The 26195-nt window shown below is 73.9% G+C and carries 25 protein-coding genes and 1 pseudogene; 6 read left to right on the top strand and 20 right to left on the bottom strand.

Annotated elements, in window-relative coordinates:
* The first annotated feature begins 29 nt into the window (after positions 1-29).
* Together ACWF79_RS13165 and ACWF79_RS13170 are read left to right on the top strand one after the other, a co-directional pair.
* Positions 30-1214 (top strand): Ig-like domain-containing protein, encoded by a 1185-nt coding sequence (locus tag ACWF79_RS13165; RefSeq protein WP_453728171.1) that lies wholly within the window; start codon positions 30-32, stop codon positions 1212-1214.
* Between the two features lie 124 nt (positions 1215-1338).
* Positions 1339-2901, top strand: a complete 1563-nt coding sequence (locus ACWF79_RS13170; RefSeq protein ID WP_453728172.1) for an alpha/beta fold hydrolase — start codon at positions 1339-1341, stop codon at positions 2899-2901.
* Positions 2902-2953: 52 nt separating this feature from the next.
* Here ACWF79_RS13170 and ACWF79_RS13175 read toward each other — a convergent pair whose 3' ends face one another.
* The 8 genes from ACWF79_RS13175 to pcaDC form a co-directional block, all read right to left on the bottom strand.
* Positions 2954-3826, bottom strand: a complete 873-nt coding sequence (locus ACWF79_RS13175; RefSeq protein WP_453728173.1) for an amino acid ABC transporter permease — start codon at positions 3824-3826, stop codon at positions 2954-2956.
* Positions 3823-4467 (bottom strand): amino acid ABC transporter permease, encoded by a 645-nt coding sequence (locus ACWF79_RS13180; RefSeq protein ID WP_453728174.1) that lies wholly within the window; start codon positions 4465-4467, stop codon positions 3823-3825. The genes ACWF79_RS13175 and ACWF79_RS13180 overlap by 4 nt, the downstream gene beginning before the upstream one ends.
* Positions 4468-4483: 16 nt before the next feature.
* Positions 4484-5401 (bottom strand): glutamate ABC transporter substrate-binding protein, encoded by a 918-nt coding sequence (locus tag ACWF79_RS13185; RefSeq protein WP_453728175.1) that lies wholly within the window; start codon positions 5399-5401, stop codon positions 4484-4486.
* Between the two features lie 17 nt (positions 5402-5418).
* On the bottom strand, positions 5419-6165 hold the full coding sequence (locus ACWF79_RS13190; protein WP_453728176.1) for an amino acid ABC transporter ATP-binding protein: 747 nt from the start codon (positions 6163-6165) through the stop codon (positions 5419-5421).
* A gap of 143 nt (positions 6166-6308) precedes the next feature.
* Positions 6309-6746, bottom strand: a complete 438-nt coding sequence (locus tag ACWF79_RS13195; protein ID WP_453728177.1) for a DUF6278 family protein — start codon at positions 6744-6746, stop codon at positions 6309-6311.
* Between the two features lie 115 nt (positions 6747-6861).
* Entirely contained in the window at positions 6862-7641 is a 780-nt protein-coding gene (locus ACWF79_RS13200; RefSeq protein ID WP_453728178.1) for an exodeoxyribonuclease III, read from the bottom strand.
* Positions 7642-7706: 65 nt separating this feature from the next.
* Complete coding sequence (locus ACWF79_RS13205) at positions 7707-8339, bottom strand: MBL fold metallo-hydrolase (RefSeq protein ID WP_453728179.1); 633 nt, start codon at positions 8337-8339, stop codon at positions 7707-7709.
* Positions 8340-8379: 40 nt separating this feature from the next.
* Positions 8380-9651, bottom strand: a complete 1272-nt coding sequence (pcaDC, locus tag ACWF79_RS13210; RefSeq protein WP_453728180.1) for a bifunctional 3-oxoadipate enol-lactonase/4-carboxymuconolactone decarboxylase PcaDC — start codon at positions 9649-9651, stop codon at positions 8380-8382.
* Between the two features lie 181 nt (positions 9652-9832).
* Between pcaDC and ACWF79_RS13215 the strand changes: the two genes are divergently transcribed.
* Positions 9833-10051, top strand: coding sequence for a DUF6479 family protein (locus ACWF79_RS13215; RefSeq protein WP_453728181.1), 219 nt, complete (start codon positions 9833-9835; stop codon positions 10049-10051).
* Here the strand turns inward: ACWF79_RS13215 and ACWF79_RS13220 are convergent.
* Positions 10048-11178 (bottom strand): SDR family oxidoreductase, encoded by a 1131-nt coding sequence (locus tag ACWF79_RS13220; protein WP_453728182.1) that lies wholly within the window; start codon positions 11176-11178, stop codon positions 10048-10050. The two genes, ACWF79_RS13215 and ACWF79_RS13220, sit on opposite strands and share 4 nt — an antisense overlap.
* 195 nt (positions 11179-11373) lie before the next feature.
* Between ACWF79_RS13220 and ACWF79_RS13225 the strand changes: the two genes are divergently transcribed.
* Both ACWF79_RS13225 and ACWF79_RS13230 read left to right on the top strand, forming a co-directional pair.
* The gene (locus tag ACWF79_RS13225; protein ID WP_453728183.1) at positions 11374-12030 is read left to right on the top strand and encodes a UdgX family uracil-DNA binding protein; all 657 of its coding nucleotides are present in this window, start codon (positions 11374-11376) and stop codon (positions 12028-12030) included.
* 70 nt (positions 12031-12100) lie between these two features.
* Positions 12101-12583 carry a DUF5709 domain-containing protein gene (locus ACWF79_RS13230; protein WP_453728184.1) on the top strand — a complete coding sequence of 161 codons (483 nt, stop codon included), beginning with the start codon at positions 12101-12103 and terminating at the stop codon, positions 12581-12583.
* Between the two features lie 27 nt (positions 12584-12610).
* On the opposite strand, the gene ACWF79_RS13235 is transcribed toward ACWF79_RS13230, so the two are convergent.
* Together ACWF79_RS13235 and ACWF79_RS13240 are read right to left on the bottom strand one after the other, a co-directional pair.
* Positions 12611-13348 (bottom strand): SDR family oxidoreductase, encoded by a 738-nt coding sequence (locus ACWF79_RS13235; protein ID WP_453728185.1) that lies wholly within the window; start codon positions 13346-13348, stop codon positions 12611-12613.
* Positions 13339-14109, bottom strand: a complete 771-nt coding sequence (locus ACWF79_RS13240) for an SDR family oxidoreductase (RefSeq protein ID WP_453728186.1) — start codon at positions 14107-14109, stop codon at positions 13339-13341. Before ACWF79_RS13240 ends, ACWF79_RS13235 begins: the two co-directional genes overlap by 10 nt.
* Positions 14110-14543: 434 nt before the next feature.
* Here ACWF79_RS13240 and ACWF79_RS13245 point away from each other — a divergent pair, with 434 nt between their 5' ends.
* The gene (locus tag ACWF79_RS13245) at positions 14544-15890 is read left to right on the top strand and encodes an MFS transporter (RefSeq protein WP_453728252.1); all 1347 of its coding nucleotides are present in this window, start codon (positions 14544-14546) and stop codon (positions 15888-15890) included.
* 29 nt (positions 15891-15919) lie between these two features.
* On the opposite strand, the gene ACWF79_RS13250 is transcribed toward ACWF79_RS13245, so the two are convergent.
* From ACWF79_RS13250 to ACWF79_RS13290, 9 genes and pseudogenes are all read right to left on the bottom strand, one after another.
* Complete coding sequence (locus tag ACWF79_RS13250) at positions 15920-16954, bottom strand: glycosyltransferase family 9 protein (protein ID WP_453728187.1); 1035 nt, start codon at positions 16952-16954, stop codon at positions 15920-15922.
* Positions 16951-18357 (bottom strand): PfkB family carbohydrate kinase, encoded by a 1407-nt coding sequence (locus ACWF79_RS13255; RefSeq protein ID WP_453728188.1) that lies wholly within the window; start codon positions 18355-18357, stop codon positions 16951-16953. Before ACWF79_RS13255 ends, ACWF79_RS13250 begins: the two co-directional genes overlap by 4 nt.
* Positions 18354-19040, bottom strand: a complete 687-nt coding sequence (locus ACWF79_RS13260) for a D-sedoheptulose-7-phosphate isomerase (protein ID WP_453728189.1) — start codon at positions 19038-19040, stop codon at positions 18354-18356. Before ACWF79_RS13260 ends, ACWF79_RS13255 begins: the two co-directional genes overlap by 4 nt.
* A gap of 76 nt (positions 19041-19116) precedes the next feature.
* Entirely contained in the window at positions 19117-20385 is a 1269-nt protein-coding gene (locus ACWF79_RS13265) for a glycosyltransferase (RefSeq protein ID WP_453728190.1), read from the bottom strand.
* Positions 20382-21347 (bottom strand): glycosyltransferase, encoded by a 966-nt coding sequence (locus ACWF79_RS13270; protein ID WP_453728191.1) that lies wholly within the window; start codon positions 21345-21347, stop codon positions 20382-20384. Before ACWF79_RS13270 ends, ACWF79_RS13265 begins: the two co-directional genes overlap by 4 nt.
* Positions 21348-21547: 200 nt before the next feature.
* Positions 21548-22576, bottom strand: a pseudogene (locus ACWF79_RS13275) (glycosyltransferase family 9 protein); the annotation flags it as partial.
* Entirely contained in the window at positions 22573-23409 is an 837-nt protein-coding gene (locus tag ACWF79_RS13280; protein ID WP_453728192.1) for a D-glycero-alpha-D-manno-heptose-1,7-bisphosphate 7-phosphatase, read from the bottom strand. The pseudogene ACWF79_RS13275 and the gene ACWF79_RS13280, both read right to left, overlap by 4 nt.
* Positions 23406-24473, bottom strand: a complete 1068-nt coding sequence (locus ACWF79_RS13285; RefSeq protein ID WP_453728193.1) for a glycosyltransferase family 2 protein — start codon at positions 24471-24473, stop codon at positions 23406-23408. The genes ACWF79_RS13280 and ACWF79_RS13285 overlap by 4 nt, the downstream gene beginning before the upstream one ends.
* A gap of 11 nt (positions 24474-24484) precedes the next feature.
* Complete coding sequence (locus tag ACWF79_RS13290) at positions 24485-26149, bottom strand: carbamoyltransferase family protein (RefSeq protein WP_453728194.1); 1665 nt, start codon at positions 26147-26149, stop codon at positions 24485-24487.
* Between the last annotated feature and the right edge of the window lie 46 nt (positions 26150-26195).

Here is a 26195-nt window from a genome sequence, read left to right on the forward strand (position 1 = left end):
CAAGAGAGATCACTACGGAGGTTGTCCCTGTGAACCGCACCCGCCCGCGCGCCCTGCTCACCGCCACCGCCGGGGTCCTCGCCGTCGCCGCGCTCACCTCGTGCTCCGGGGGTGCGGCGGCCTCCGGGGGCGACGGCGGGGAAGGCGGCCGGAAGGAGGTGCCCCCTACGCGGATATCCGTGAACCTCACCGGCGACCGCGCGAAGGCCGGCGAGCCGGTCACCGTGACGCTGGCCGACGGGACCCTGCGCGAGGTGACGGTGACCGACTCGAAGGGCGCGCGGCTCGACGGGAAGGTCTCCGCGGACGGGAAGAAGTGGACCTCCACGCGGAAGACCACGCCCGGGACCGCGTACGCCGTCGAGGCGCGGGACGCCTCCGGCGGGAGCGCGAAGGCCGCGTTCACCACGGTCGCCCCCGAGAAGGTGAACAAGCTGACGCTGGCCCCGGGGAAGAACACGACCGTCGGCATCGCTCAGCCGCTGTCGATCGTGTTCGACCACCCGGTGAAGAACAAGGCCGAGGTGGAGAAGCAGCTCAAGGTCACCACCTCGAACAACACCGAGGGCTCCTGGGGCTGGATGCGGGACTGGTCGGGCAAGGACCGGGTCGACTGGCGGCCGAAGACGTACTGGACGTCCGGCACGAAGGTCACGCTGGACGCCTCGCTGAGCGGCATCGACTCCGGAGTCGCGGGCGGCTGGTTCGTCCGTGACTACACCACCACCTTCTCGATCGGGATGAACCAGCTGGTCAAGGTGGATCTCGACAACCACCGGCTGACCCTGCTGCGCGACGGCCGGACGGTGAAGGACGTACCCATGTCGGCCGGTACGCCCGGTGGCGAGAAGGCGTCCTGGCGCGGGAAGACGGTCCTGATGTCCAAGGAGGGCACGATCAACATGCGTTCCGAGACCGTCGGCCTCGGTGACGCCTACGACAAGATGGTCGACTACTCGATGCGGCTGACCTGGTCGGGCATGTACGCGCACGCGGCGCCCTGGAACGCGGCGTACTTCGGCAGCGCCAACAAGAGCTCCGGCTGCATCGGGATGAGCGACGCCGACGCGCGCTCCGTGTACGACCAGGTGCAGGTCGGCGACCCCTTCGAGGTCACCGGCTCCGACGCCAAGGGGACGCAGGCCCTGAACAACGGGTACGGCGAGTGGAACCTCTCGTGGGAGGAGTGGCAGGCCAAGAGCGCCCTGCGCTGATCACGCGTTCAACAATCGTTACCCTCGCGTAACTTACTGGCCGGTTACCTTGGGTAAGTCCGGCAGGTTACCGTCGGGTCACTTTTGCACTGTCCCCACCAGTGACACGAGCAAGGAGTGACCCGTGCGTGCACCTCTCGCCCTCACCGTCTCGGCCACCCTGGTGGCCGGGACGGCCCTCGGGCTCGCCCCCGCCGCCCACGCCGCGCAGTCCGGCCCGTCCGCCCCCTCCGTCCGCTTCGTCGACATCGCCGGCGACGGCGGCACCGTCCTCAAGGCCAATGTGGTCACCCCCGCCGGCGCCGACGCCTCGGCCCGCCACCCCGTGATCGTCCTGCCCACCAGCTGGGCCATGCCCCAGATCGAGTACCTCGTCCAGGCTCAGAAGCTCGCCGACTCCGGTTACGTCGTGGTGAGTTACAACTCCCGGGGCTTCTGGCAGTCCGGCGGCGAGATCGAGACAGCGGGCCCGAAGGACGTGGCCGACGCGTCCAAGGTCATCGACTGGGCCCTCGCCCACACCCCCGCCGACCCGGCCAAGGTCGGTATGGCGGGAGTGAGTTACGGCGCCGGCATCAGCCTCCTCGCGGCCGCGCACGACAAGCGGATCCAGGCCGTCGCGGCCCTCAGCGGCTGGGCCGACCTCATCGAGTCCATCTACAGCGGCCGCACCCAGCACCTCCAGGCCGCCGCGCTGCTCGGCGGCGCGGGCTACCTCACCGGCCGCCCCGGCCCCGAACTCCAGGGAATCCTCGGCGACTTCCTCTCCTCGAACCTCGCCAAGGAAGGCGAGATGATCGCGTGGGGACAGAAGCGGTCGCCGGCCACCTACCTGGACCGGATCAACGCCAACGGCGCCGCGATCATGCTCGGCAACGCCTGGGGCGACACCATCTTCCCGCCCAACCAGTACGCCTCCTTCTACGAGAAGCTCCAGGGCCCCAAGCGCCTGGAGTTCCGCCCCGGCGACCACGCCACCGCCGAGGCGACCGGCCTGCTCGGGCTCCCCAACGACACCTGGACCAGCGCCCACCGCTGGTTCGACCACCACCTCAAGGGCGTCGACAACGGCATCGACCGCGAGCGGCCCGTGCAGCTCAAGTCCCGGTCGACCGGCGGCTACGAGGGCTATCCGGACTGGAAGTCGGTCGGCGCGAACGAACGCAAGATCGCGCTCGGCGGCTCGCAGCGGATCTGGGCGAACATCGACTCGGGCGCCAACGGCGGCGTCGTCCTGCTCTCCAACCTCCTGGACCAGCTGGTCAAGGCCCCGCCCGTCGCCTCGATCCCGCTCCTGCCCCGCTCCTTCGCCGGCGTGTGGCAGTCCGAGCGGTACGACGCGCCGCAGCGGGTGCGCGGCACGGCGAAGCTGCACACCACGGTCATCTCCACCAAGGGGAGCGGCACCCTCGTCGCGTACCTCTACGACGTGGGCCCGCTCGGCCTCGGCAAGCTGGTCAGCAATGCCCCGTACACGTTCCACGACAAGACGCCCGGCACCCCGTTCACCGTCGACCTGGAGCTCTTCTCCACGGCCTACGACGTGCCCGCGGGCCACCGTCTCGCCCTGGTCGTCGACACCGTCGACCCGCTCTACATCGAGCACAACCCGACCGGCGCACAGCTGACCTTCTCCTCCCCGGCGGCCGACCCCTCGTACGTGTCGGTCCCACTGCGGGCGGAGTGATCACCGGCTGCTGCCGGGCGGGCCAAGCTCCCCGCGAGCTACTGCGCGGCCGCTACGGCCCCGTGGGGAGAGCCCCACCCGGCAGCAGCGTCCCTGGTTCGGCCGGGGCGACGTCCACGGCCTGTGTCCTGGGATCGCGCTTCTCCCTCCTGGCCACCCAGGTGGCGAACCAGGAGAGGAGGACGCACATCCCGATGTAGATCGGCGAGATGACCATGACGACGGGGATGAACGGCAGGTCGTAGTCGAGGTTCGACGCGATCAGCTTGCCCGCGTGCAGGAACTCCTCGTAGGTGATGAGGAATCCGAGCGAGGTGTCCTTCAGCGCCACCACGAGCTGGCTGATGATGGCCGGCAGCATCGCGCGCAGCGCCTGCGGCACCAGGACGTAGGTCATCACCTGGGTCTTGCGCATCCCCAGCGCGTACGCCGCCTCCCCCTGGCCCCGGCCGACCGCGTGGATGCCCGTACGGAACACCTCGGCGAGCACCGAGCCGTTGTACAGGGTCAGTCCGGCGACCAGCGCGGGGAGCGCCTGGACCTTCAGCGCCACGAAGATGAAGAAGATCATCACCAGCACGGGCATGGCGCGGAAGAACTCGACGAGCAGGGTCGAGACCCAGCGGAAGACGGCCCGCTCCGAGAGGCGTCCGACGGCGAGGACGGCGCCGAGGGCGAGGGAGAGCACGGAGGCGTACGCGAAGGCCTTGAGGGTGTTCCCGAGACCGCGGAGCAACAGCTCCTGGATGCCGATGTATTCGAAGGGCGACCACTTGGTGGCCGTGAACTGGCCGGTGTCGAAGAGGAGATGGAGGACCAGGCCGACCAGGGCCAGGAGCACGAGGGTCGAGAGGACGCCGTAGAGCAGATGGCGCCTGCGGGTCTGGGGTCCGGGGATGTCGTAGAGGGCGGTGGACTCGGTCATCGGGCGACTCCCCAGCGCTTCTCCAGGACGTTGAAGAGGGCGCTGATGGTGAGGGTGATGATGAGATATCCGACGGCGATCCAGACGAAGGTCCAGATGATGTTGTAGCCGAGTTCGCTCAACGTCTTGTAGGTGCCGAGGAGTTCGGTGACGCTGAACGCCCCGGCGATGGCGGAGTTCTTGGCGAGCGCGATCAGGGTGGAGCCGATGGGCGGGATCACCGAGCGGAACGCCTGCGGCAGGATGACCGCGTGGAGCGTCTGCCCGAAGGTCATGCCGAGGCTCCGGGACGCCTCGCCCTGGCCGCGCGGCACGGTGTTGATGCCGGCCCGCAGCGCCTCGCAGATGAAGGCCGAGGTGTAGCAGCCGAGCGCGAGGACGGCGAACAGCTCGAAGGGGAGCACGATTCCGAACCGCGGCAGGCCCAGCATCACCGCGAAGAAGAGGAGCGTCAGCGGGGTGTTGCGCAGGACGGTGACCCAGACCGTGCCGAAGACCCGGAAGGAGCCGACCGGCGCGACCCGGAAGGCGGCCATCACGAAGCCGAGGACGAGGGCCAGGGCCGAGGCGTAGACGGTGAGTTCGACGGTGCCGAGGAAGCCTTTGCCGTAGAGCGAGAAGTTCTCTGTCAAGACGTCCATGTCGGGCGCTGCCTCCTCAGCTCGCCGGGTAGCGGTCGATGGGTGGCGGCTGCGGGGCGGGGACCCCGGAGAGGCCGAGGGTCACGTCGTAGGCCTTCTTCCAGTCGCCGTTCTTCTCGTGGACCGCGAGGGCGTCGTCGAGGGCGAGGCGCAGGGCGTTGTCGCTCCTCGGCACGCCGACCCCGTACGGCTCGTGGGAGAACGGTTTGCCGACGACCTTGAGTTCGTCGGGGACCTTGGCCGCGTAGCCCATGAGGATCGTGTCGTCGGTGGTGACCGCGTCGACCTGGTAGGTGAGCAGGTTGTCGACGCAGACCGAGTACGTGTCGTAGGCGACCAGCTCCGCCTTCGGGTAGTCCCTCTCGATCCGCTGGTACGGGGTGGATCCGGCGGCCGAGCAGACGCGCTTGCCGTCGAGGTCCTGCGGCCCGTCGATGTCGTTCTCGTCGGTGCGTACGAGCAGGGACTGACCGGCCATGTAGTACGGGCCGCCGAAGCCGACGAGCTTCTTGCGGTTGTCGTTGATGGTGTAGGTGCCGACGTAGTAGTCGATCTGGCCGTTCTGCAGCGCGGTTTCGCGGTTGGCGGAGGCGATCGTACGGAAGCTGATCGAGGACGGGTCGAAACCCAGCGAGGCGGAAAGCATCTTGGCGATCTCGATGTCGAAGCCGGAGTACCGGCCGGTGGCCGGGTCCTTCTCCCCCATGTAGGGCTGGTCCTCCTTGGCTCCGACGACGAGGTGGCCGCGCTTCTTCGCCCGCTGCCAGGTCGGCGAGTCGGGCAGCTGGAACGCGGACCGGACCTGGTAGGCGGGGAGTTCGCCGGGCTGTGGGCCCTTGACGGGCGGGCTGCCCTCCTTGCCGCAGGCAACCAGCGTGGTCAACGCGGCGGCGAGCAGCGCGAGGACGGCGAGAGGACGTCGCGTACGGTGCATGTAATGTCCACCCCCGCTCAGTGCTTGAGGATCTTGGACAGGAAGTCCTTGGCGCGTTCGCTGCGCGGGCTGGTGAAGAACTCCTCGGGTGTGCGGTCCTCGACGATGCGGCCGTCGGCCATGAAGACGACCCGGTTGGCGGCGGAGCGGGCGAAGCCCATCTCGTGGGTGACGACGACCATGGTCATGCCCTCGCGGGCGAGTTGCCGCATCACCTCCAGGACCTCGTTGATCATCTCGGGGTCGAGGGCGGAGGTCGGCTCGTCGAAGAGGAGCGCCTTGGGGTCCATGGCGAGGGCGCGTGCGATCGCGACGCGCTGCTGCTGGCCGCCGGAGAGCTGGGCGGGGAACTTGTCGGCGTGGGCGGCGAGGCCGACCCGGTCCAGGAGCTCCCGCGAGCGCCGGTCGGCCTCCTCCTTCTTGCGCCTGCGGACCTTGATCTGCGCGAGGGAGACGTTGGCGAGGACGGTCTTGTGGGCGAAGAGGTTGAAGGACTGGAACACCATCCCGACCTCGGCCCGCAGCCGGGCCAGCGCCTTCCCCTCCTCCGGGAGGGGTTGTCCGTCGATGATGATCTCGCCCGACTCCACGGCCTCCAGCCGGTTCATGGCCCGGCAGAGGGTCGACTTGCCCGAGCCCGAGGGCCCGATGACGACGACCACCTCCCCGCGCCCGACGGTGAGGCTGATGCCCTGAAGGACGTGCAACGTGCCGTAGTGCTTGTTGACGTCCCGTAGCTCGATCAACGGATCGACGACCGTCATACGCTCCCCTGCCCCCTTCTCCGTGTGCCGAGGTCAGCGCAAACTATCCGTCGCACAAGGGGACTTCGCGCTCGACACGCATAAAGGCGGCATAAGCCGTATTTACTGCAAAAGGGTGTCCTGGCGGGGGCGGAGCCACGGGTTCAGAACTCGGCGGCCTCTCCGTACATCTGGGAGAGCTCGGGCGATCCCGTCATCGCCCAGTCGAGCCCGGCCTCGACCACGTTGATCTCCCGGCCCGAGGCGAGCCGCACGACCGGCTGACCGCCGGGCCACACCTGCCAGCTCGCGCCCGGCACGTTCCGCACGATGACGGTGCCCAGATAGAGGCCCGCGTCGTTGCCGATCCAGGGCAGCTCCTCCGGGTCGTCGCGCCAGCGGGGCGGGAGCTGGTCGAGGGCGGCGAGCGAGTGCGGGGTGTCGTCCAGCGTCACCCCGTGGTCCTGCACCCGGGCGCGCAGCAGTTCGCACTCGGCGAGCAGTTCCCCCATCCCCTCTGGGTCACTGTCGAAGGCCGCGACCAAGGGGGAATGATCGGCTTCGTGCCGCTTGCGCCAGTTGTCCAGGAACGGGATGTTCATCCGAACAGCGTCGCATTTCACCCTCCCGTGGCACCACCCGGCGCGCGGAGATCATCCGCACGCGGGAGAACGAGCGACCGGCGGTCCGGGAGGCGGGGGACGCCTCCGGGAACCTCTAGACGTCCAGGTCGACGACGACCGGGGCGTGGTCGGAGGCGCCCTTGCCCTTGCGCTCCTCGCGGTCCACGTAGCTGTCCTTGACCGCGTCGGCGAACGGCTTGTTGCCGTACACCAGGTCGATGCGCATGCCCCGGTTCTTCGGGAAGCAGAGCTGGCGGTAGTCCCAGTACGTGAAGGGGTGGTCGTACTTCAGCGGGCGCGGGACCACGTCCGTGAGGCCCGTCTCCCGCAGACCGGCCAGCGCGGCCCGCTCCGGCTCGGTGACGTGCGTGAGGCCCTCGAAGGCCGCCCGGTCCCAGACGTCGTCGTCGGTGGGCGCGATGTTGTAGTCGCCGAGCACGGCGAAGGGGCGGGCCGCGGCCGCGTCCTCGGCGACGGCCGCCTGGAGCGCCTCCAGCCAGCGGAGCTTGTACGCGTAGTGCTCGTGGATGACCTCGCGGCCGTTCGGCACGTACACCGACCAGACCCGGACCGGTCCGCAGGTCGCGGAGATGGCCCGGGGCTCCTGCACGCCTTCGTATTCGGGCCCGCCCGGCAGGCCCATGACGACGTCCTCCAGGCCGACCTTGGAGAGCAGGGCCACGCCGTTCCACCGGCCGGTGGCGTTGACCACGGACTCGTACCCCAGCTCGCGCAGCTCGTCGGTGGGGAACTGCTCGGCGGTGCACTTGGTCTCCTGGACGCACAGCACATCCGTGCCGGTGCTCTCCAGCCAGGCCAGGAGTCGGGGCATGCGGGCGGTGATCGAATTGACGTTCCAGGTGGCGATGCGCATGAGCGCAAGCCTAACGGCGGGGTATGACAGTGGTTGTCCGTCGGCCCCGGTCGTTCACCGCGCGATCACAGCTCCGTGGAGTCGCCGGGCGTCAGCCGGCCGTGGTCGGTACCGGCGAGCGCGCCGATCTGCCGGTCGTAGATCGGCCGGGCGAGGTCGGTGAGAAGGGCGTCGTGCACGTCGATGGCGCGGCGCGGCTTGACCTCGCGTACGTACTCGATGACCTCGGAGATCTTGTTCCACGGGGCCATCACCGGCAGCATCAGCGTGTCCACGGGGTGGTCGGGCACGGTCAGCGCGTCGCCCGGGTGGAAGACCGAGCCGTCCACCAGGAAGCCGATGTTGGTGATCCGCGGGATGTCCGGGTGGATCACCGCGTGCAGCTCGCCGTGGACCTGGACGTCGAAACCGGCGGCGGTGAACGTGTCACCGTGGCCGACGGTGTGGACGCGCCCGGGGAAGGCGGCCGAGAGCTGCTCCGCGACGCTGCGCAGGGTCCAGATCTCGGCCGCCGGGTTGGCCTCCAGACCGGCCCGGAGCCGGTCCTCGTCGAAGTGGTCGGGGTGTTCGTGGGTGACGAGGAGGACGTCGGCGCCGAGGCCGGCGTCCTGCTCGCTGAAGCCGCCCGGGTCGATGACGAGCGTCCGCCCGTCCTTCTCCAGGCGGACGCAGGCGTGCGACTTCTTCGTCAGCTTCACAGGACTCCACCTCACGACGGGCCGTACGGGCCCGGCCAGCCTACGCCTGGGGGGTGGTCTCCTCCTTGATCGCTCGGCCGACGACGCGCAGGGCGCTCTCGGCGGTCGGCAACCCGCAGTAGACGGCGGTCTGGATGACGACCTCGCGCAGTTCGTCGGGGGTCAGTCCGTTCCGCAGGGCGGCCCGGGTGTGGTCGGCGAGGGCGTCGAGGTGGCCGCCGGCGATCAGGGCGGTGAGGGTGACGCAGCTGCGGGTGCGGCGGTCCAGGCCGTCCCGATTCCAGACCTCGCCCCAGGCGTAGCGGGTGACGAGGGACTGGAGGTCGGCGCCGAACTCGTCGGCCAGGGCCTGCTCCACATGGGCGTCGCCAAGGACCTCACGGCGGAGCTTGTCGCCCCGTTCGTACGGGTCGGGGCGCAGGCTCCCGGCGGCGGCCTCGGCGGCCGGCTCGGCGGGCGCGATCTCGGCGACCGGGACGACGGTGGCGGAGACGGGCGGCATGGGAGGCGCGGGCAGCGTGGCCTGGGTGTCGTGGACGATCCCGGCGAAGTGGCCGTTCAGCAGCTCGGTGACGGCGGCGGGCTGCTCGACGGGGGCCAGGTGGGAGGCGCCGGGGACGACGGCGAGCCGGGCGTCGGCGATCCCGGCGACGAGGGTGCGCGCCTCGGCGGGGCCGGTGACCTGGTCCTCGGAGCCGACGAGGACCAGGGCGGGGACGCCGATCCGGCCGAGGGCGTCCCGGACGTCGAAGAGGGCGAGCGCCTCGCAGGCGCCGATGTAGCAGCCGGGGTCGGTGGTGCGGACCATCTGTACGGCCCACTCGACGATGGCGGGCTGCGCGGCGGAGAAGGCGGGGGTGAACCACTGCTCGGGGGCCGTACGGGCCATCGGGTCGAGGCCGTTCGTACGGACGATCACACCGCGCTGGCGGAACTCGTCGGCGCTGCCGAACCGGGGCGAGGCGGCCACCAGGGCGAGCGAGGCGACCCGGTGGGGTGCGCGCAGCGCGAGGTCGAGGCCGACCGCTCCGCCGATGGAGCAGCCCGCGTAGCCGAAGCGCTGGACGCCCAGCTCGTCGAGGGTGGCGAGCAGCCGGTCGCCGAGCTCGGCGACGGAGGTGAAGGGCCGGGCGGGGGCCCCGCCGTGTCCGGGCAGGTCGAACCGGACGACGCGCCACTGGCGGGTGAGGTCGGGTATCTGCCGGTCCCACATGTGCATGGTCGTGCCCAGCGAAGGGCCCAGGACCAGAACCGGGGCGTCTTCCCTCCCGTCGAGGCGGTATTGCAGGGTGTTCGTCGGTGTCTCACTCACGCCGAGCACGCTCTCATACCGCACGGTTACGCAGAGGCTCGGGTGCGGATGTGCGGGGCGGAAGCGGGGCATCCACGGAGAAACGGAGCCCTCCCCTCCCAGGCGTACGCGCGCGGACGCCTGGGAGCGGCCGGGCCGTACGCGGAGGCGTGCGGACGGCGAGAGGGGGTAGGCGCAGCGCATGATCACTGAGCTGCCTCTCGCGGCCACCCTCGGGTCGTCGCTCTTCCTCATCATCGTCGGCGTGGTCGTGGCCGGACTCCTGGTCGCCGCCATCTGGTTCGGCATCCGGCGGGTGTCTGCCCGCCGGGCGGCGGGCGCCACGCCGCCCACGGAGCCGAACCCTCCCGCCCGGGCCCGCCGGGACTCGTGGGAGACCCCTGACGATCGGGAGGATTAACGGCCCGGGCCACGTCCTCCGCCGCGGCGCGCGCGTTGGCGCAAGGCGCCGAAGGCGAGGCCGGCGGCTGCCGAGGCGGCGCCGGCGACGGCGGCCGGGTGGCGCGCCAGAGCGGCGTACGGCGAGCGCCCGGCCGACTCCGCCTCGAAGGCGCCGTGGGCCCCCTGGTCCCGGCCGCCGGGTCCGTCCAGCGGTTCCCAGAGGTTGTGCTGCCAGAGCGGGTGGTCCGGCGTCCCGCCCTCCGTGGGCGTGTCGGTCTGCTGGGAGCTGTACCCGGTGCGGGCGAGGTAGCGGTCCACGACGCCCGGGACGAGCCTGCGCGCCATGACGGCCGCGGCGGTCGAGGCGCCCACCCGGTACTCCTTGCGGCGGGGGTGCAGTGCGGCGTGGACGACGGCCCGCGCGGCCACCTCGGGCTGGAAGACCGGCGCCACGGGCCGGGGTCGGTTCGGCAGCCGGGACAGGGCCCAGGAGAACTGCGGGGTGTTCAGGGCGGGCAGCTGGACCATCGTGAGGGCCACGCCGCTGCGCTGGTGCAGGAGTTCGAGCCGTACGGAGGCGCTGAAGCCGTTGATCGCGTGCTTGGCGCCGCAGTACGGCGACTGGAGCGGCACCGACACCTCGCCGAGCGCCGAGCCGACCTGCACCACCGCACCGGTGTCGCGGGGCAGCATGCGGCGCAGTGCGGCGCGCGTCCCGTTGACGTAACCGAGGTACGTCACGGACGTCACGCGCGCGTACTCGTCGGGGTCGACGTCGAGGAACGGCGCGAAGACCGAGGCGAAGGCGTTGTTCACCCAGACGTCGATGGGGCCGAGGGACTGCTCCACCCGCTCGGCCGCTTCCTCCACCGCGGCGGGCCGTGCCATGTCCACCGGCACCACCAGGGCCTGTCCGCCGGCCCGCTCGACGTCCTGCGCCGCGGCCTCCAGACCGACCCGCCCGCGCGCGAGCAGCGCGACGCGCGCCCCCTGCTCACCGAAGGCCCGGGCCACGGCCCGGCCCACGCCCGCGCTCGCGCCCGTGACGACGACGGTGCGGCCCGCCAGCGACGAGGGCCGCTGCCGCTGGGCCCGGGCGACGAGCACGTTGTCCAGGAATGAGGCGACGTCGAAGGCCCTGCTCATGGTGTCGATCCTCCGGGGGCTCGAACGGTCCGTGCGGGGGTGTCGGGCGGCGTCGTGCACCGCCGGTGGGCGTCTTCCCGGGCCGATCGAGGTCAATCCTGCGGGCCAGGCGGGCGTTCGACCCCGTTTCGCCACCGTGACCGGCGGGCACTCGCACCGGGCACGAACGACGCCCCCGAGCCGGGGAGGTGCGGGATGCCGGGCCGACGCGAGGATGGATCCGGACCCGAGCCGTACGACGCGACGCCGTATCTGCCGCAGCGTGGCGGACTGCCGGCGCACCGGCGGGCGGCGGCCGACTGCGAGGGGTGCCCCCTCCACCGGGACGCGACGGGCACGGTCTTCGGCCGGGGTGACTCGGACGCCCGGGTGATGCTCGTCGGCGAGCAGCCGGGCGATCAGGAGGACCGGGAGGGTGTGGCGTTCGTGGGGCCTGCCGGCCGGCTGCTCTCCAAGGCCCTGCGTGAGGCGGGGATCGACGAGGAGGGCCTCTACGTCACCAACGCGGTCAAGCACTTCAAGTTCACTCTGGACGAGGCCCGAAAGCGCCGCATCCACAAGCCGCCGAGTCTTCGGGAGACCCTCGCCTGCCGTCCGTGGCTGATGGCGGAACTCCGTCTTGTCTCGCCCGAGTTGGTCATCGTCCTGGGGGCCACGGCCGGCCGTTCCCTGCTCGGCTCGTCGTTCCGGGTCGGCACCGACCGGGGTGTCCCGCGCCCCTTGCCGGGCGCCGAGGACGGCACGCGGGTGCTCGCGACCGTCCATCCATCGGCCGTGTTGCGCTCCAAGGACCGCGACGCGGCGTACGCGGGCCTGGTCGCCGACCTGCGCACGGCCGCCGAAGCCCTGTGAGGCGCTGTGTCGTTTGCGCCCGCGGGGGCCGGGCACGCGCCAGGGGAACGATCACCGGAGGGAGTTCGCCATGGCCCGGAACGAGCCCGAGCAGCAGCAGGAAGGCCGCGGGGACGACGTCTACCAGCCGGCCACGGGCGAGGGGAACGACCGCCCCGTCGACGACCTCGACCTGGAGAACGCCGTCGACCCGTCGCTCCTCGACGCCATGACCGAACCCGGCTACTCACCGCCCGACCGCCCCCGCGCGGCCTACCGCCACGGCACCACCCAGCGGGAACAGCAGGAGGGCGCGACGCTGGACGAGCGGCTCGCCGAGGAGGTGCCCGACGCGGCCGAGGCCGGAACCCCGGCGGACGGCGACGCGGAGGAGGCCGAGCAGGAGGTGGGCTCGCTGCGCGCCGGCCGGCTCACGTCGGTGGACGACGCCCGCGGCCGGCACAGTCCGCTGAAGGCCCACGACGTCGGCCCCGACGACGGCGCGGCGACGGCCGAGGAGGCCGCCATGCACGTACGTACGGGAGAGAACGGTGACGAGGGCGAGGCGGAGTGACCCTGCGCGGACGGCGGGAGCAGGCCCTCAGGCCGCCCGCCCGCCCGAGGTGACGTGGGACGCGTCGTCGGTCACGAGGAGGGCGATGGCGGCCGCCACCTCCGCGGCGTCCCCGGGGCGGTGGTGAGCGGCCGTCGCGCGGTCGTCCTCCGGGTCGGTGGCGGTCTCTCCCAGGGACACGGCGTTGACGGTGATGCGGTGTTCCGCCAGTTCGAGGGCCATGACCTCGGTGAGCAGGCCGAGGCCCGCGTACGCCGCGCAGGCGGGGCCCGCGCCGGGCCGCGGACGGCGGTCGTGGACGGAGGTGATGTTCACGATCCGCCCGCCCCCGCCCTGCTCGATCATGCGCCGCGCCGCGCGTTGCGCGCACAGCAGCGGGGCGAGGAGGTCGACCTCGATCACCTGCCGGACGGTGGGCAGGTCCAGGTCGAGAAAGGGCCGGACGACCCCGGTGCCGGCGTTGTTGACCAGGACGTCGACGCCCCCGAGGCTCTCGGCCAGTACGTCGATCACCCCGGCCGCCTCCGGCAGCGCCGCCAGGTCCAGACGGGCCAGGGCGGCGCGCCGGCCGGCCGCGCGCACCGCCCGTGAGGTGGCCGCCGCGCCCGCCTTGTCGTGGTGCCAGGTGATCCCGACGTCCATGCCCTCCTCGGCCAGGCGGACGGCGACGGCGCGCCCGATCCCCGAGTCGGAGCCGGTGACGATCGCGGTCCTCGGAGCGAAGTCCGCGCGGTCCGTGAAGCCCATGGGCGCGGTCACGGCCATGACGGCTCCCCGCGCGGCACGACGACGACTTCGGCGAGCGCGCTTCCGGGAGGTACGGACAGGGCGTACATGACCGTGTCGGCGACGATCTCGGGGCTCTGCAGCAGGGAGACGTCGGTGTCCGGGAAGCGTTCGAGGATGAAGGCCGTCTCCATGCCGCCCGCGATGACACCGGTGACGCCGATGCCGCGGCAGTCGCGCTGGGCCTCCTTGAAGAGGGTGTGGGTGAACGCCCGCAGTCCGGTCTTGCCCGCCGCGTACGGCCCGGCCTCCGTCCAGGTTCGGACGGCCGCCGTGGAGAGGATGTTCACGATGTGGCCCCCGCCACGCCCGACCATGCGCCCGTAGCCCTCCAGGCAGAGGTACATCGGCCCGAGCAGGTTCGTCGTGATGACGCGGGTCACCTCGTCCGCCGTCAGGTCCCCCGTCGACTTCGTGACGTCGACGGCCGCGTTGTTGACCAGGATGTCGACGGCCTCGCCCCTGGTGTCCAGGTCCTGGAAGAGCTCCGCCACGGCCTCCGGGTCGGTGACGTCCAGGACGACCGGGCGGGCCCGGCGGCCCTCGGCGACCAGGCTCTCGCAGAGCTCCTTGGCGAGGTCCTGGCGCACGTCCGCGACGAGCACCGCCGCGCCCGCCCGCGCGAGTCTGCGCGCGATGGCGGCGCCGAGGCCGCGCGCGCCTCCGGTGACCAGGGCCTGCATGCCGTCGAGTACGACATCCGCCCGGGCGTCGGCCGCACTGTTCGTGACCGGGTTCATAGCGGTCCTCCCGTCCTTCCTTGGGGGCGTCCGCGGCGGCCGTTCCGCCGCGGTGTGAGCAAGCACACGAGAAGCGTCAAGTCGCATGGGACGACGCGGGATTGGGGTCTGAACGGGGCTGTCCCGGCGGGTGTCCGGCCGGTGGGCCGCGCCTCCTTGGGGGCCGTCTGCCACGATGGATCGCCGGGATCCGCCCTGCCCTTTCCCACCCGTACACGGCCCTGCGTCGAACGGGCCGGGACGTCGGCGGTCCTCGAGTGCCGCCAGGCGCTCTCCGACGCCGCCGTCCCCTCCCTCTCCTGGGTACCCCCTTGTCGCACTCCCCCGTGTCCCCGCCCGAAGACTCCCCCACCCCGCGCCGTACGTCCCGGTTCCGCCGCACGTCCGCGGCCGGCTCGGACCGCTCCCCGTGGCGGTCGCTGCGCTACCCCAGCATGCGCTGGTGGGCGGTCGCCAACTTCGTTTCCAACGCGGGTACGTGGATGCAGCTCACGGTCCAGAACCTGCTGGTGCTCCAGATCACCGGGTCGGCGGCGGCGACCGGTCTGTCGATGTCCGTCCAGGTGGCGCCCGGGCTGCTCATGGGCGCCGTCGGTGGCGCGCTCGTCGACCGCTGGCCCAGGAAGGTGACGGCCGCCGTCGCGCAGGGCCTGCTCGGCGCGGTCGCGCTGCTCACCGCGATCCTGGTGGCCACCGACCAGCTGAACCTGGCCGTCCTGATGGGCCTCGCGGCGGTGACCGGTCTCATCGCGACGGTCGACGGGCCCGCGTGCTCGCTGCTCGGCAACGACCTGGTCCGTACGCCCGACGTCCCGTCGGCCATCGGTGTCGGCTCCCTGGTGCACAGCGCCGGACGTCTCGCGGGCGCCGCGCTCGCCGGCGTGACGGTGGGGGTGCTGGGCACGGGCGCGGCCTACGCCGCCAACGGGCTGTCGTTCCTCTTCGTCGCCTGTGTGATCCCGTTCCTCAAGCCGGTCCGCAAGGACGGCGAGGTGGTCGCCGGTTCGGCCGTGGACCGGGACCGGAAGACCGCTGCCGAGGGCCTTCCCGCACCGGACGAGGTGGGCAGCGGGGTGCGCCAGGGTCTGGTCTTCTTCGCACGCCGGCCCCGGCTGCGGGCGCTCGCCGGGCTCAACGCCATCGGCGCGCTCTTCGGGCGCAACTACTCGCTCACCCTGGTCGTGCTGGTCACCGGGCCGCTCGCAGGGGACGCGGGCTCCTTCAGCGCCGTGTCGGCCACGCTGGCCGTCGGCGGCATCGTGGGTGCGGTGCTCGGGGCCCGCCTGACGCGGCCGGGCGTCCGGCTCGTCGGGCTGCTCACGGCGGGTGGCGCGCTGCTCCAGGTCCTGGCGGGGCTCTCGCCGTCGATCGCGGTCCTCGTGGTCCTCGTGCTGCCGATGGCCGTCGCGGAGTCCCTGTCGGACACCGCGCAGAACACCGTGCTCCAGACCGACCCGCCGCCTCACATGCGGGGACGGGTCCTCGGGACGTGGAACAGCGTCCGGACGCTGTGGGGCCTGGCGGCGCCGCCCACCCTGGGCCTCCTCATGGAGACGCTCGGAGCGCGCGGGGCGCTGGTCTCCGGTGGCCTGCTGGTGGCCGCCGTGGTCGGCGCGGGCTTCCTGGTCCGTCGCCGCCAGGTCGCGGCCGCCGGCTCCGTACCGGCGCCCGTCACCGTGCCCGTGCCGGTGTCCGTACCTGTCACTGTGCCCGCCACCGTGCCCGTACCGGTACCCGCGCCCGCGCTCGCCGGACGCGCCGAGCAGGCCGCCGTCGCGTGACGGCGGCCGGCCGGCCGGTCCGCGCGGGCTCATGAAGCGCTCCCGGCCGTCCGGAGGGGGCCGACGAGTGCGGTCACGGCGTCCAGGACCTCGTCCACGGTGACGCGGAGCAGCCGGGCGTCGGGCAGTCGCCCGTGCGGGTCGCCCGGGCGGAGCGGGTCCGCGCCGAGCGGGTCCCCGTCCTCCGGAGCCGGGTGCCACAGGGCCCGGTGGGGTCCGTCCGGCGGAGGGCCCCAGAGGGCGGGGGACACGGGGCCGAAGAGCACGACCGACGGGGTGCCGAGGGCCGAGGCGAGGTGGGCGGGCCCGGTGTCCCCGACGATCACGCAGCGGGCCTCGGCGAAGAGCGCGGCCAACGCCGGGAACGGCAGGTCGGCGGCGCCCCCGAGGACGGCGGAGGCGGGCAGTCCCGCGGCCCGCGCGACCTCCGCGGCGGTGGCCCGCTCCCCCCGCCCGGCCGTGATGACGACCCGGTGACCGTTCTCCCGAAGGCCCCTGGCCACGGCCGCGTACCGCGACGGCGGCCACCGCCGGGCCGGGGCGTCGGCGCCCGGGTGGACGAGCACGGCGCCGGGGGCCGGGGAGGGGGTCTCGGGGGCGGGGATCCGCAGGTCGGCGGGGTCCGCGTCCAGGCCGTACCAGCGCAGCAGCCGGCACCAGCGTTCCCGCTCGTGCTCCTCCGGGCGCCAGGACGGGCCGCCCCGGTACGTGTAGGCCCACAGCCGGTCCGGGGCGAGACCGGCCAGGAGGCGATGGCTCTGCGGCCCGCTGCCGTGCAGGTCGACGCCGAGAGCGGGCGGCTCGCCGGTCCAGGTGAACGTCGCGGGCACGCCCCGTCCGGGCGCCTCCGCCGGGACGAGCCGGTCGACGGCGCCCGTCGCGCGCGCCGCGTCCGCCAGCCGGGCCGGAGCGGCGAGCACGATCTCGTAGCCGGGCAGCCCCCTCCGCAGCGCCCGCAGCGCGGGTACGGCGGTGAGGAGGTCGCCCAGGCCGAGGGCCCGCAGCACGAGCGCCACAGGACGCCCGCCACGGCGCTCGGGCCCTTGCGGGCGGTGGGCGCTCATGCGGTGGCCGGTGGGACGGGGGCGGCGGCGCGGGCGGCCCGGTGGGTGAGGGTGGTGGTGGAGCGGCCGTCGAGGTACGGCAGGATCACCGCCTGACCGCCCCAGAGGCGGAGGACCTCGGCCTCCGGCAGGTCGTCGGGGGCGTAGTCGCCGCCCTTCACCCATACGTCGGGGCGCAGGTCGCGCAGCAGGCGCTCGGGGGTGTCCTCGTCGAACGGGACGACCGCGTCGACGCTGCCCAGGGCGCCGAGCACCCGCATGCGGTCGGCGAGCGGGGTGAGGGGGCGCCCCGGGCCCTTGAGGCGGGTGACGGAGGCGTCGGAGTTGACGCAGACGACGAGGCAGTCGCCGATTCGCGCGGCGCTCTCCAGGAGGCCGACGTGGCCGGCGTGCAGAAGGTCGAAGCAGCCGCCGGTGGCGACGACGGTCCCGCCGCCCGCCTGGACGCGGCGTGCCAGGTCGAGCGCGTCGGCGGGCGGGGTGTCGGACCGCTCCGGCGGCGAGGGGGACGCGGCGGTCCAGAGGTCCTGGCCGCCGGCTCCCCCCGCGGCGACGAAGTCGGCGGCCTCGGCGACGGCGAGGGCGACGGCCTCCTCGGGGAGCGCCCCGGCCGCGAGCGCCCCGGCGGCGGTCGCGGCGAAGCAGTCGCCCGCGCCGCACGGGTCCCCGGTGGCGCGGTAGGGCGCCGGGACGAGCAGGGGCGCGGCCGCGTCGGGCCGGGTGAGCAGGGCGCCGCGCCGGCCGAGGGTGACGGCGACGGTGGCCGCCCGCCAGCGTTCGGCCAGTTCCGTACCGCGCCGGGCGAAGGCGCGGAGCGAGGTGCCCGGCGTCGTGCACAGGGCGGTGGCCTCGGCGGCGTTGGGGGTGGCGAGCCGGGTGCCCGGCACGGGCGCGCCGCCGCGCGGGTGGGGGTCCCAGACGACGGGGGTCCGCACGGCGGCCTCGGCCAGCGCGCCGCGCAGGGCGTCGGCGGTGCCCCGGCCGTAGTCGGCGACGAGGATGGCACGGGCGGACGCGAGGAGGGCGAGGACCTCGGGACCTGGCCGGCCGGGCGTGCCGCCGCCGCGGTCGACGCGGACGAGGGGACGTCCGGCGGCGAGCACCCGCGTCTTGACGGGCAGGGTGCCGTCCAGGGGGATCCCGGCCGTGCGGACACGGCCGTCCAGGGCCTGGCGCACGAGGGTGCTCGCCTCGTCGTCGCCGAGCGCGGTGACGAGGACGACGTCGTGCCCGAGGCGGGCCGCGAGCACGGCGGCGAGCCCCGCGCCGCCGGGGCGTGAGCGGTCGTCGAGGACGTCGACGACGGGGGCGGGCGCGTCGGGGGCGAGCCGGGTGGCCTCCCCTTCGATGTCCTGGTCGAGCAGCACGTCGCCGACGACCACGAGCGGGTTGCGCGGGTTCATGCCTGCCTCCTGAGGGCGGCGACCGTCGAGGGGGCCCGGGCCGGCGCCTTGCCGTTGACGGGGCCGGGGGCGGTCGCGGGCGCTCTCGCCGCGGCGGGCGCCGGTGCCAGGGCCGCGTCGAAGAACTCGCACAGCAGGTGGACGGCGACCAGGTGGGTCTCCTGGACGGTGGCGGTCGTCGCGCCCGCGACGCACAGCGCCTCGTCGGCCGCCTCGGCGAGCGGGTTGGGCGAGGGGCCGGACAGGGCCCAGACGGTGAGTCCCGCCGACCGGGCGGTCATCGCGGCGGACAGCAGGTTGGGGCTGCGCCCGGAGGTCGACAGCGTCATGAGGACGTCTCCGGGGCGGCCGTGGGCGGCGACCTGGCGGGCGAAGACCTGCTCGAAGCCGTAGTCGTTGCCGATCGCGGTGACGCTGGAGGACTCCGCGTGCAGCGAGAGCGCGGAGAACGCGGGCCGTTCGCGCTGGTAGCGCCCGACGAGTTCGGCCGTCAGGTGCTGGGCCTGGGCGGCGCTCCCCCCGTTGCCCGCCGCGAGCAGCCGCCCGCCCCGGGAAAGGACGGCGGCCAGGCGCTCACCCCAGTGGGCGAGGAGGCCCAGCTCGTCGCGGCGCAGCCGCTCCAGGGCGGCCTGGAGCGATCGGCAGTGCCGTTCGGCGCTTTCGTACCCTCGTGATTCGGTCATGGCGTCGGGCGGCCCGCTTCGCGGAGCGGGGTGCCCCACCTCCTTCCGGCAACCTGGGGCGCGCGGTGCGCGGGGGTCAGAGGGCCTCGGCGACGGGCTGGCCTACGGTGCGCCGGACGGGCCGACGGGTGCGGAGCGCGGCGCGGTAGGCCGCCTCGGTGGCGCGGGCGACGGTCGCCCAGCCGAAGCGGTCGAGGACGCGGCGCCGGCCGGCCGCCCCGTAGGCGTCGCGCAGGGCCGGGGAGGCGAGCAGCCGGGCCACGGCCGCGGCGAGCGCCTGCGGGTCCCTGGGCGGCACGTGGAGCCCGTTGACCCCGTGGGCGACGGTGTCGAGCTGTCCGCCGACGGCGCTGGCGACGACGGGCCGGCCGCAGGCCATCGCCTCCAGCGGCACGATGCCGAAGGGCTCGTAGTCCGCCGGGCAGAGCACGACGTCGGCGCTCCGCAGCAGAGCGGGCACGTCGTCGCTCGGTACGCCTCCGGTGAAGCGCACCCGGTCGCCGACGCCCCACTGCCGGGCGAGCGCGCGCAGCCGCCGTACCTCGGGGTCGCTGTCGACCCGTTCCGGCGGCGGCCCTCCGGCGACGACGAGTTCGGTGTCCGCCAGCCGCGCGAGGGCGGCGATGGAGACCCCGACGCCCTTGCGCGGGACGAGGCGCCCCAGATGGAGCAGGCGGAAGCGGTACGGCCCCGGAGCGGCCACCGGCCCCGTGGGGCGGAAGTGTTCGTGGTCGACGCCACAGGGCACGATGTCGATCTTGTCGAGGGGGATGCCCAGGGCGACCAGCTCGGTGACCTCGTCGCCGCAGGTGGCGACGATCCGGTCGCAGCCGAGCCCGACGCGCCGCTCGCAGGCGATGCGCTCCGGCGGGCTGGTGTCCTCGCTCCCCTGGTGCCGCGCCTTCACCACGCCCAGGGCGTGGTACGTGTGCAGCAGCGGCGGCCCGGTCCGGCGCACCGCCGCCAGCGCGGCGAGGCCCGACATCCAGAAGTGGGAGTGGACGACGTCGGGCGCGCGGGCACGGAACCGGTCGCTCAGGTAGGAGCCGAACTCGCGCATGTGGGGCAGGAGATCGTCCTTCGGTATCTCCTCGGCGGCGCCCGCCGGCACGTGGTGCACCTCCACGCCGTCCCGGAGGGGGACGGTGACGGGCAGCCGCGCGTTGTCGCGCCGGGTGTAGACGGTCACGCGGTGGCCCCGGTCGGCGAGCGCGCCCGCCAGCTGCGCGACGTGGACGTTCTGGCCGCCGGCGTCGACACCGCCGAGGGTGGCGAGCGGGCTCGCGTGCTCGGAGACGAGGGCGATGTGAAGCGGCTCGCCGCCGTGGACGGGAGAAGCAGTCATGACCGTACCTCCGCGATGAGGCGCTCCCAGTCGTCCAGGAAGCGTTTGAGGCCGTAGCGTTCGAGCACGGCCTGTCGGGCGCGGATGCCGTCCGCGGCGGCGGCCTCGGGTTCGGCGAGGTAGCGGCGGGCCGCCCGGGCGAGTTCCTCGGGACGGGTGGAGAGGGTGCCGGTGCCCGGGACGACGGCTTCGACGGCCTCGGTGGCGGCGAGGGCCACCACCGGCATCCCCAGGTGCATGGCTTCCAGGAGGGAGAGGCCCAGGGAGGTCCAGCGGAACGGGTGGAGGTAGAAGCGGCGTTGGGCCATCGCGGCGTGCAGGGCGCCCTGCGTCAGCTCTGAGCCGCGGCAGCGGTCGGCGGGCAGGCCGAGGTGGTCCGCGAGGCCCTCCGTGCGCATGCCGTAGACGTCGAGCGGGGCCACCTCGGCGAGCGCAGGGAGCAGGTCCGTACCGGTGTAACGGCGGCGTCTGACCGGTTCGTTGATGGCGACGGCGGCGCGGGGCAGGTGGCCGGTGTAGAGGTGGCCGGGGTCGACGATGCCGTGCTCGACGACCTCGGTGCGCGTCGAACCGTTGTCCCAGAAGAGGCGGTTGAAGTGGGTGACGTGGACGAGGGTGAGGTCGTCGCGGTCCGCGCACGGGTGTCGGGTCTCGGGGACGTGGCCGCGCGGGGTGTTGTGCTCCACGTACACGGCCGGTACGTCACGGCCGGGCCGTCGGCCGCCGAGCCAGCGCGTCGCCAGCTCCTCCTCGTGGGGTCGCTGCAGGACGACGAGGTCGACCGGCATGTGGGCGAGTTCCTCGGGGGTGACCTCGCGGGCGCAGGACGGCCAGAGGAAGGTCTCGGCCCGGCCCCGGCCGTCGGCGTCCTGTTCGGGTGTGACGGGCAGCAGGTAGGTGTGCGGACCCTGGACGAAGGCGGTGGTCCAGGAACCGTGGACGTGCCACAGCAGGATGTTCATCGGGCCGCTCCTCGTTTCGTGCCGGGCGCACCACCGCCGAGTGCGGCGGGGGTCCCGGCGAGGCCGGCGGGGCCGGCGTTTCCTGGGGTTCCGGCGGGGCTCGTGGTTCTGGTGGGGCCGGAGGTTCGGGTGGTTTCGGTGGGGCCGGCGGTTCCGGCGGTTCCGGCGGTTCCCGCGAGGTCGGCGGTTCCGGCGGGCCCCGTGGTGGCTGCTGCTTCGGGGCGCAGGAGCGCGGCGACGGCGGCGGTCACCTCGGCGTCGTCGACCGCGTCGAGGCAGGGGTGCCCCGCGACCGGGCACTGGCGCGCCCTGCTCCCGGCGCACGGCGCCGCCTGGTCGCCGAGGAGCACGTGCGGGACGCGGAACGGGCGCCAGCGCTCGGCGGGGACCACCGGCGCGAAGAGACAGACGACGGGGGTGCCGACGGCCGCGGCGAGGTGCGCGGGGCCGGTGTTCCCGGTGACGACGGCGGTCGCCCCGGCGAGGACGCCGGCCAGTTCCTCCAGGTCGGCGGTGGCGCCGCCGAGGTCGAGGCCGTGGCGGCCGGCGACCCGGGCGGTCAGGTCCTTCTCCCCCGGGCTTCCGGTGATCACGGGGCGGTGTCCGGCCCGTCGGAGGGCCTCGGTGGCGCGCTCGGCCCGCTCGGGGCTCCAGGCCCGGGCGGGGACGGCCGCGCCGGGGTGCAGCACGACGTACGGCTCGGGGCCGGTGAGGTGCGTGGTGTCGGGCGGCCGGTGCACCCGCAGGGCGCCCTCGTCGCCGTACGGGAGCGTGAAACCGCTGTCGTACGCCAGGTCGAGTGCCGCCTCCGCCTCGTGCCGGCCGGGGGCGCGGTGGTGGCGCAGGTCGAGCAGGGAGCCGGGGTAGTCCTCGCTGTCGGCCGCGATCCACGGCACGCCGGCGAGGCGCAGGAGCAGCGCGGCGGGCAGCGCGCTCTGGTGGTACGAGACGAGGACGAGGGCCTTGTCGAAGCGGCGGGTGGACAGGGTGTCCAGGAGCGCCCGGCAGAGCTCGGGCGAGACGGGCGGCGGGTCGAGCCCGACCCAGGGCGCGTCGTGGACGAGCACCTCGTCGACGCCGGGGAGCAGACGCGCGGCGGGCGCGCCCTGCGGGCCGCACAGCATCGTGGTGCGGCTGGACCCGGCGGCCACGGCCCGGACGGCCGGCCCGGCCAGGAGGACGTCGCCCGCGCTGTCCAGGCGGACGACGAGGGTGCGGGGGCCGCTCATCGCTCGCCCCCGAGGCGCAGGGGGCTCACGGGGCGTACGGCGTCGTGGCCGTCGGCCCGCAGGATGAGCGGGAGGGCGGACCGCAGGTCCGGAGCCGACGTGGGGGCCGACTCGATCTCGGCGGGACGGGTGACCGGCGTCGGTACGAGGACGCCCCGGGCGCCCGCGCGCCGCGCGGCTTCCATGTCGGAGCCGATGTCGCCGACGACGACGGTTCGCGCGGGCGGGACGCCGAGCACGGCACAGGCGGTGAGGACCAGGCCGGGAGCGGGCTTGCGGCAGACGCATCCGTCCTCCGGGCGGTGCGGGCAGATCGCCCAGAGGGCGAAGGGGCCGAGGAGTTCCTCCACCCGGCGCCGGACGGCCTCGGCCTGCCCGGGGGTGATGAGTCCGCGTCCCACGCCCGACTGGTTGGTGACCACGCCGACCGGGATCCCGAGCCGCCGCAGGGCCGCGAGCACGGGCCGCGCGCCGGGCACGGGCGCGACGAGGTCCGGGTCGCCGTTGTAGGGCACGTCCACGACGAGCGTCCCGTCGCGGTCGAAGAGCACAGCCGCCGGCAGCTCCTCGGTGCCGTGGCCGTCGAAGCGCACGCCCACCGGCAGCGCCCCCGCCCCGTCACCGTCGAAGCCCACGCCCGCCGACACCCCGTCACCGTCGAGGAACTCGCCCCTCGGCAGCGCTTCGTCGCCCGCCATCCGGCCGGCCGACACGGCGTCGGCGCCCGCGTAGGGGCGGCCTTTCCTCGCCGGACCCCCCATGACCAGCCACGGCTGCGGCATCCCGAGCTCGTGCGGGCTGCTCGGGTGGGTGGTGGGGTGCGTGCCGGTCATGTGCCCACCTCCTCGCTCGTGGGGGCCGGGGCGGCCGTGGCCGCGTCGGACGCGTCGCCCGGGGGTGGCGGGAGGGCCGGGTTCCGGGGTTGGGCGGCGCGGTGGACGACGTGGCCGCGCAGGCGGTGCCAGCAGGCCACGGGCGGGATGAGGAGGCTCGTGGTGACCATCGTGGCGACCTCGGACGGCGTGCGCGGCCCGGGGGCGATGCGGGCGACGGCGAACTCGGCGCTGCCCACGAGCCAGCCGAGCGCGCAGCCGGCCGCGGCCGCCGGCCGGCGGAGCACGAGGCAGCCGAGGGCCGCCAGACCGAGCCCGGTCACGGCGACATGGCGGCGGATGCGGCCGTGAGGGGCGTCCGCGCGGTCCCACCAGTCACGTCCGTGGAGGCGTCGCATCAGGACGTCGTCGGCGTTCCCCGCCTGTTGGCGCACCGAGACCCAGCGGTCGGCGGGCCGTACCGGGTGCGTGGTCCTGCGGGTTCCGGCGGCGAGGGACCAGCCGCCGTCGAGCAGCCGCAGGGCCAGGTCGGCGTCCTCGCGGAACGCGCGCGGGAAGCGCTCGTCGAAGCCGCCCGCGGCGGTCAACGCCTCGGCGCGGAAGGCCATGTCGGCGGTGATCCAGCGGGCGGTGGCGAGACCGGCGGTGGTGCGTTCCCAGTCGGTGGGGCGCCGGTCGGGCGGGAGGGGCACGTCGATCCTGGCGGTGACCGCCGCCGTGTCGCGCGCCGCCGTGACCAGGTCCGTGGCCAGGTCGGTGCCCCAGGTCGGCGAGGGGACGACGTCGTCGTCGAGGAAGACGATCCAGGGCACCGGCCCGGCCGCGCGCGCCCCCGTGTTGCGCGCCGCGGCGGGCCCCCTGGCCTCGCCGGGGACGACGATTGTGAGGGCGCGCAGGGCCTCGGGGAGGTCGACCGCGAGGGTCGCGCCGTCGGGACCGGGGCGGTCGTGGACGATGACGACCCGGGCCGGGCGGGGCCCCTCCGCCGCCGCGAGGGCTTCGAGGCAGCGGGCCAGGCAGGGACGGCCCAGGGTGGGGACGACCACCGCGAACGGAGGTGCCACGCGGGGGCGGTTCACCGTGCCCACCCGTTGCGGTCGGCCCGGTACAGGTCGCCGCGACGGACCGCGAACGGACCGATGGCGAGCAGGTCCACGGGAGAGGAGCCGAAGCACTCCAGGGCGTCACGGGGATCGTCGACCATCGGCCTTCCGGCCGTGTTGAGGCTGGTGTTGACGACCACGGGAAGTCCTGTGCGTCGTTCGAACGCGCCGAGCATACGGGCCACGAGCGGCTCGGTCGCCGGGTCGACGGTCTGGATGCGGGCGGTGCCGTCGACGTGGACGACGGCCGGGATGCGTTCGCGCCACTCCGGTGCGACGTCGTGCACGAAGAGCATGTACGGGCTGGGCAGGGGACCGTCGAAGATGTCGGCGGCCCGGTCCGCGAGGACCATGGGGGCGACGGGGCGGAACTGTTCGCGGCCCTTCACGTCGTTGAGCCGTTCGAGGTTGCCCGCGTGGCCGGGGTGGGCGAGCAGGGACCGGTGGCCGAGCGCGCGCGGTCCGTACTCCGAACGCCCTTGGAACCAGGCGACGATGGCGTTGTCGGCGAGGGCCTCGGCGACCGTCTCGGCGATGTCGGGCGGCCGCTCGAAGGGTACGGCGGCGGTCTTGAGCCGGGCGGCGAGCTCCGCGTCGCTCCAGTCACGGCCGAGGTCGGCGCCGGGCATCGGCGCGGGCGCGTCGCCCGCCCCGGCGGAGAGCAGCAGGGCGCCGCCGAGCGCGGTCCCGGCGTCGCCGGAGGCCGGCTGCACCCAGACCCGGCGGAACGGACCGTCGCGTGCGATACGGGAGTTGGCCACGCAGTTGAGGGCGACACCGCCGGCGAGGGTGAGGGTGTCCTCGTGGGTCCTGCCGTGCAGCCAGCGCACGAGGTCGAGGAGGGTCTCCTCGAGGACGGCCTGGGCGCTCGCGGCGAGATCGGCATGCTCCTGGGTCCACGGCTCCTCCGGCCCTCGGGGCGGGCAGAGTTCGGCCCAGGGGACGCCGGTGGCGACGAAGCCGCCGTCGCCGGTGGGGTGGACGTACCGGCGCAGCTCGGCGTGGAGTCGCGGGCTGCCGTGGGAGGCGAGCGCCATCACCTTGAACTCGTCGGAGGAGCGCAGGAATCCGAGGTGGTCGGTGAGTTCCTCGTAGACGAGGCCGAGGGAGTGCGGGAGTTCCTGGGCGTGCAGCGGTTCGACGCGGTCGCCCACGCGCCGGGCGGCGAGGTGGGAGGCCCGTTCGCCACGGCCGTCGAGGACCAGGACGGCGGAGGTGTCGGCGCCTTCGGCGGCGAAGCAGGTCGACGCGGCGTGTGCCAGGTGATGGCCGACGAAGTGCACCGAGCCGGGGTCGAGGCCGGGGAGCGCCGTGGCGAGGAAGGCGGGGGCCTGGCGCGCGTAGGTCTGCCGGAGGTGGTCCCACGGGTCGTCGAGCCCCATGTCCTCCGCGGGGCGCGCGAGGGCGGGGTCGTACGAGTAGGCGACGGCGTCGAGGTCCTGGGGGCGCAGTCCGGCGCGTCGCAGACACCAGCGGGCGGCCTGTTCCGGCAGCTCCCAGGCGGAGAACGGGACGGGGCGTTTGCCGTGCTTGCGCCTGGAGAAACGTTCCTCCTCCGTGGCGGCGACGGTCTCGCCATCGACGACGAGGGCGGCGGCGGGGTCGTGGAAGAGTGCGTTGACACCGAGAACGCGCATGGTCCAGGCCCTTTCTGCGGTCGGGGCGGTACTCCCCCGGCGGCGG

This window comes from Streptomyces sp. NPDC054975, assembly GCF_053609105.1.

Excerpts from the sequence above, each read along its gene's own strand:
- ACWF79_RS13190 (WP_453728176.1), bottom strand. The coding sequence starts at position 6,165 with ATGACGGTCGTCGATCCGTTGATCGAGCTACGGGACGTCAACAAGCAC.
- ACWF79_RS13230 (WP_453728184.1), top strand. The coding sequence starts at position 12,101 with ATGGCCCGGAACGAGCCCGAGCAGCAGCAGGAAGGCCGCGGGGACGAC.
- ACWF79_RS13265 (WP_453728190.1), bottom strand. The coding sequence starts at position 20,385 with ATGACTGCTTCTCCCGTCCACGGCGGCGAGCCGCTTCACATCGCCCTC.
- ACWF79_RS13215 (WP_453728181.1), top strand. The coding sequence starts at position 9,833 with ATGATCACTGAGCTGCCTCTCGCGGCCACCCTCGGGTCGTCGCTCTTC.
- ACWF79_RS13270 (WP_453728191.1), bottom strand. The coding sequence starts at position 21,347 with ATGAACATCCTGCTGTGGCACGTCCACGGTTCCTGGACCACCGCCTTC.
- ACWF79_RS13225 (WP_453728183.1), top strand. The coding sequence starts at position 11,374 with ATGCCGGGCCGACGCGAGGATGGATCCGGACCCGAGCCGTACGACGCG.
- ACWF79_RS13255 (WP_453728188.1), bottom strand. The coding sequence starts at position 18,357 with ATGAACCCGCGCAACCCGCTCGTGGTCGTCGGCGACGTGCTGCTCGAC.
- ACWF79_RS13235 (WP_453728185.1), bottom strand. The coding sequence starts at position 13,348 with ATGGCCGTGACCGCGCCCATGGGCTTCACGGACCGCGCGGACTTCGCT.
- ACWF79_RS13240 (WP_453728186.1), bottom strand. The coding sequence starts at position 14,109 with ATGAACCCGGTCACGAACAGTGCGGCCGACGCCCGGGCGGATGTCGTA.
- ACWF79_RS13220 (WP_453728182.1), bottom strand. The coding sequence starts at position 11,178 with ATGAGCAGGGCCTTCGACGTCGCCTCATTCCTGGACAACGTGCTCGTC.
- ACWF79_RS13250 (WP_453728187.1), bottom strand. The coding sequence starts at position 16,954 with ATGAGCGCCCACCGCCCGCAAGGGCCCGAGCGCCGTGGCGGGCGTCCT.
- ACWF79_RS13290 (WP_453728194.1), bottom strand. The coding sequence starts at position 26,149 with ATGCGCGTTCTCGGTGTCAACGCACTCTTCCACGACCCCGCCGCCGCC.
- ACWF79_RS13200 (WP_453728178.1), bottom strand. The coding sequence starts at position 7,641 with ATGCGCATCGCCACCTGGAACGTCAATTCGATCACCGCCCGCATGCCC.
- ACWF79_RS13185 (WP_453728175.1), bottom strand. The coding sequence starts at position 5,401 with ATGCACCGTACGCGACGTCCTCTCGCCGTCCTCGCGCTGCTCGCCGCC.
- ACWF79_RS13195 (WP_453728177.1), bottom strand. The coding sequence starts at position 6,746 with ATGAACATCCCGTTCCTGGACAACTGGCGCAAGCGGCACGAAGCCGAT.
- ACWF79_RS13175 (WP_453728173.1), bottom strand. The coding sequence starts at position 3,826 with ATGACCGAGTCCACCGCCCTCTACGACATCCCCGGACCCCAGACCCGC.
- ACWF79_RS13245 (WP_453728252.1), top strand. The coding sequence starts at position 14,544 with ATGCGCTGGTGGGCGGTCGCCAACTTCGTTTCCAACGCGGGTACGTGG.
- ACWF79_RS13280 (WP_453728192.1), bottom strand. The coding sequence starts at position 23,409 with ATGACCGGCACGCACCCCACCACCCACCCGAGCAGCCCGCACGAGCTC.
- ACWF79_RS13180 (WP_453728174.1), bottom strand. The coding sequence starts at position 4,467 with ATGGACGTCTTGACAGAGAACTTCTCGCTCTACGGCAAAGGCTTCCTC.
- ACWF79_RS13260 (WP_453728189.1), bottom strand. The coding sequence starts at position 19,040 with ATGACCGAATCACGAGGGTACGAAAGCGCCGAACGGCACTGCCGATCG.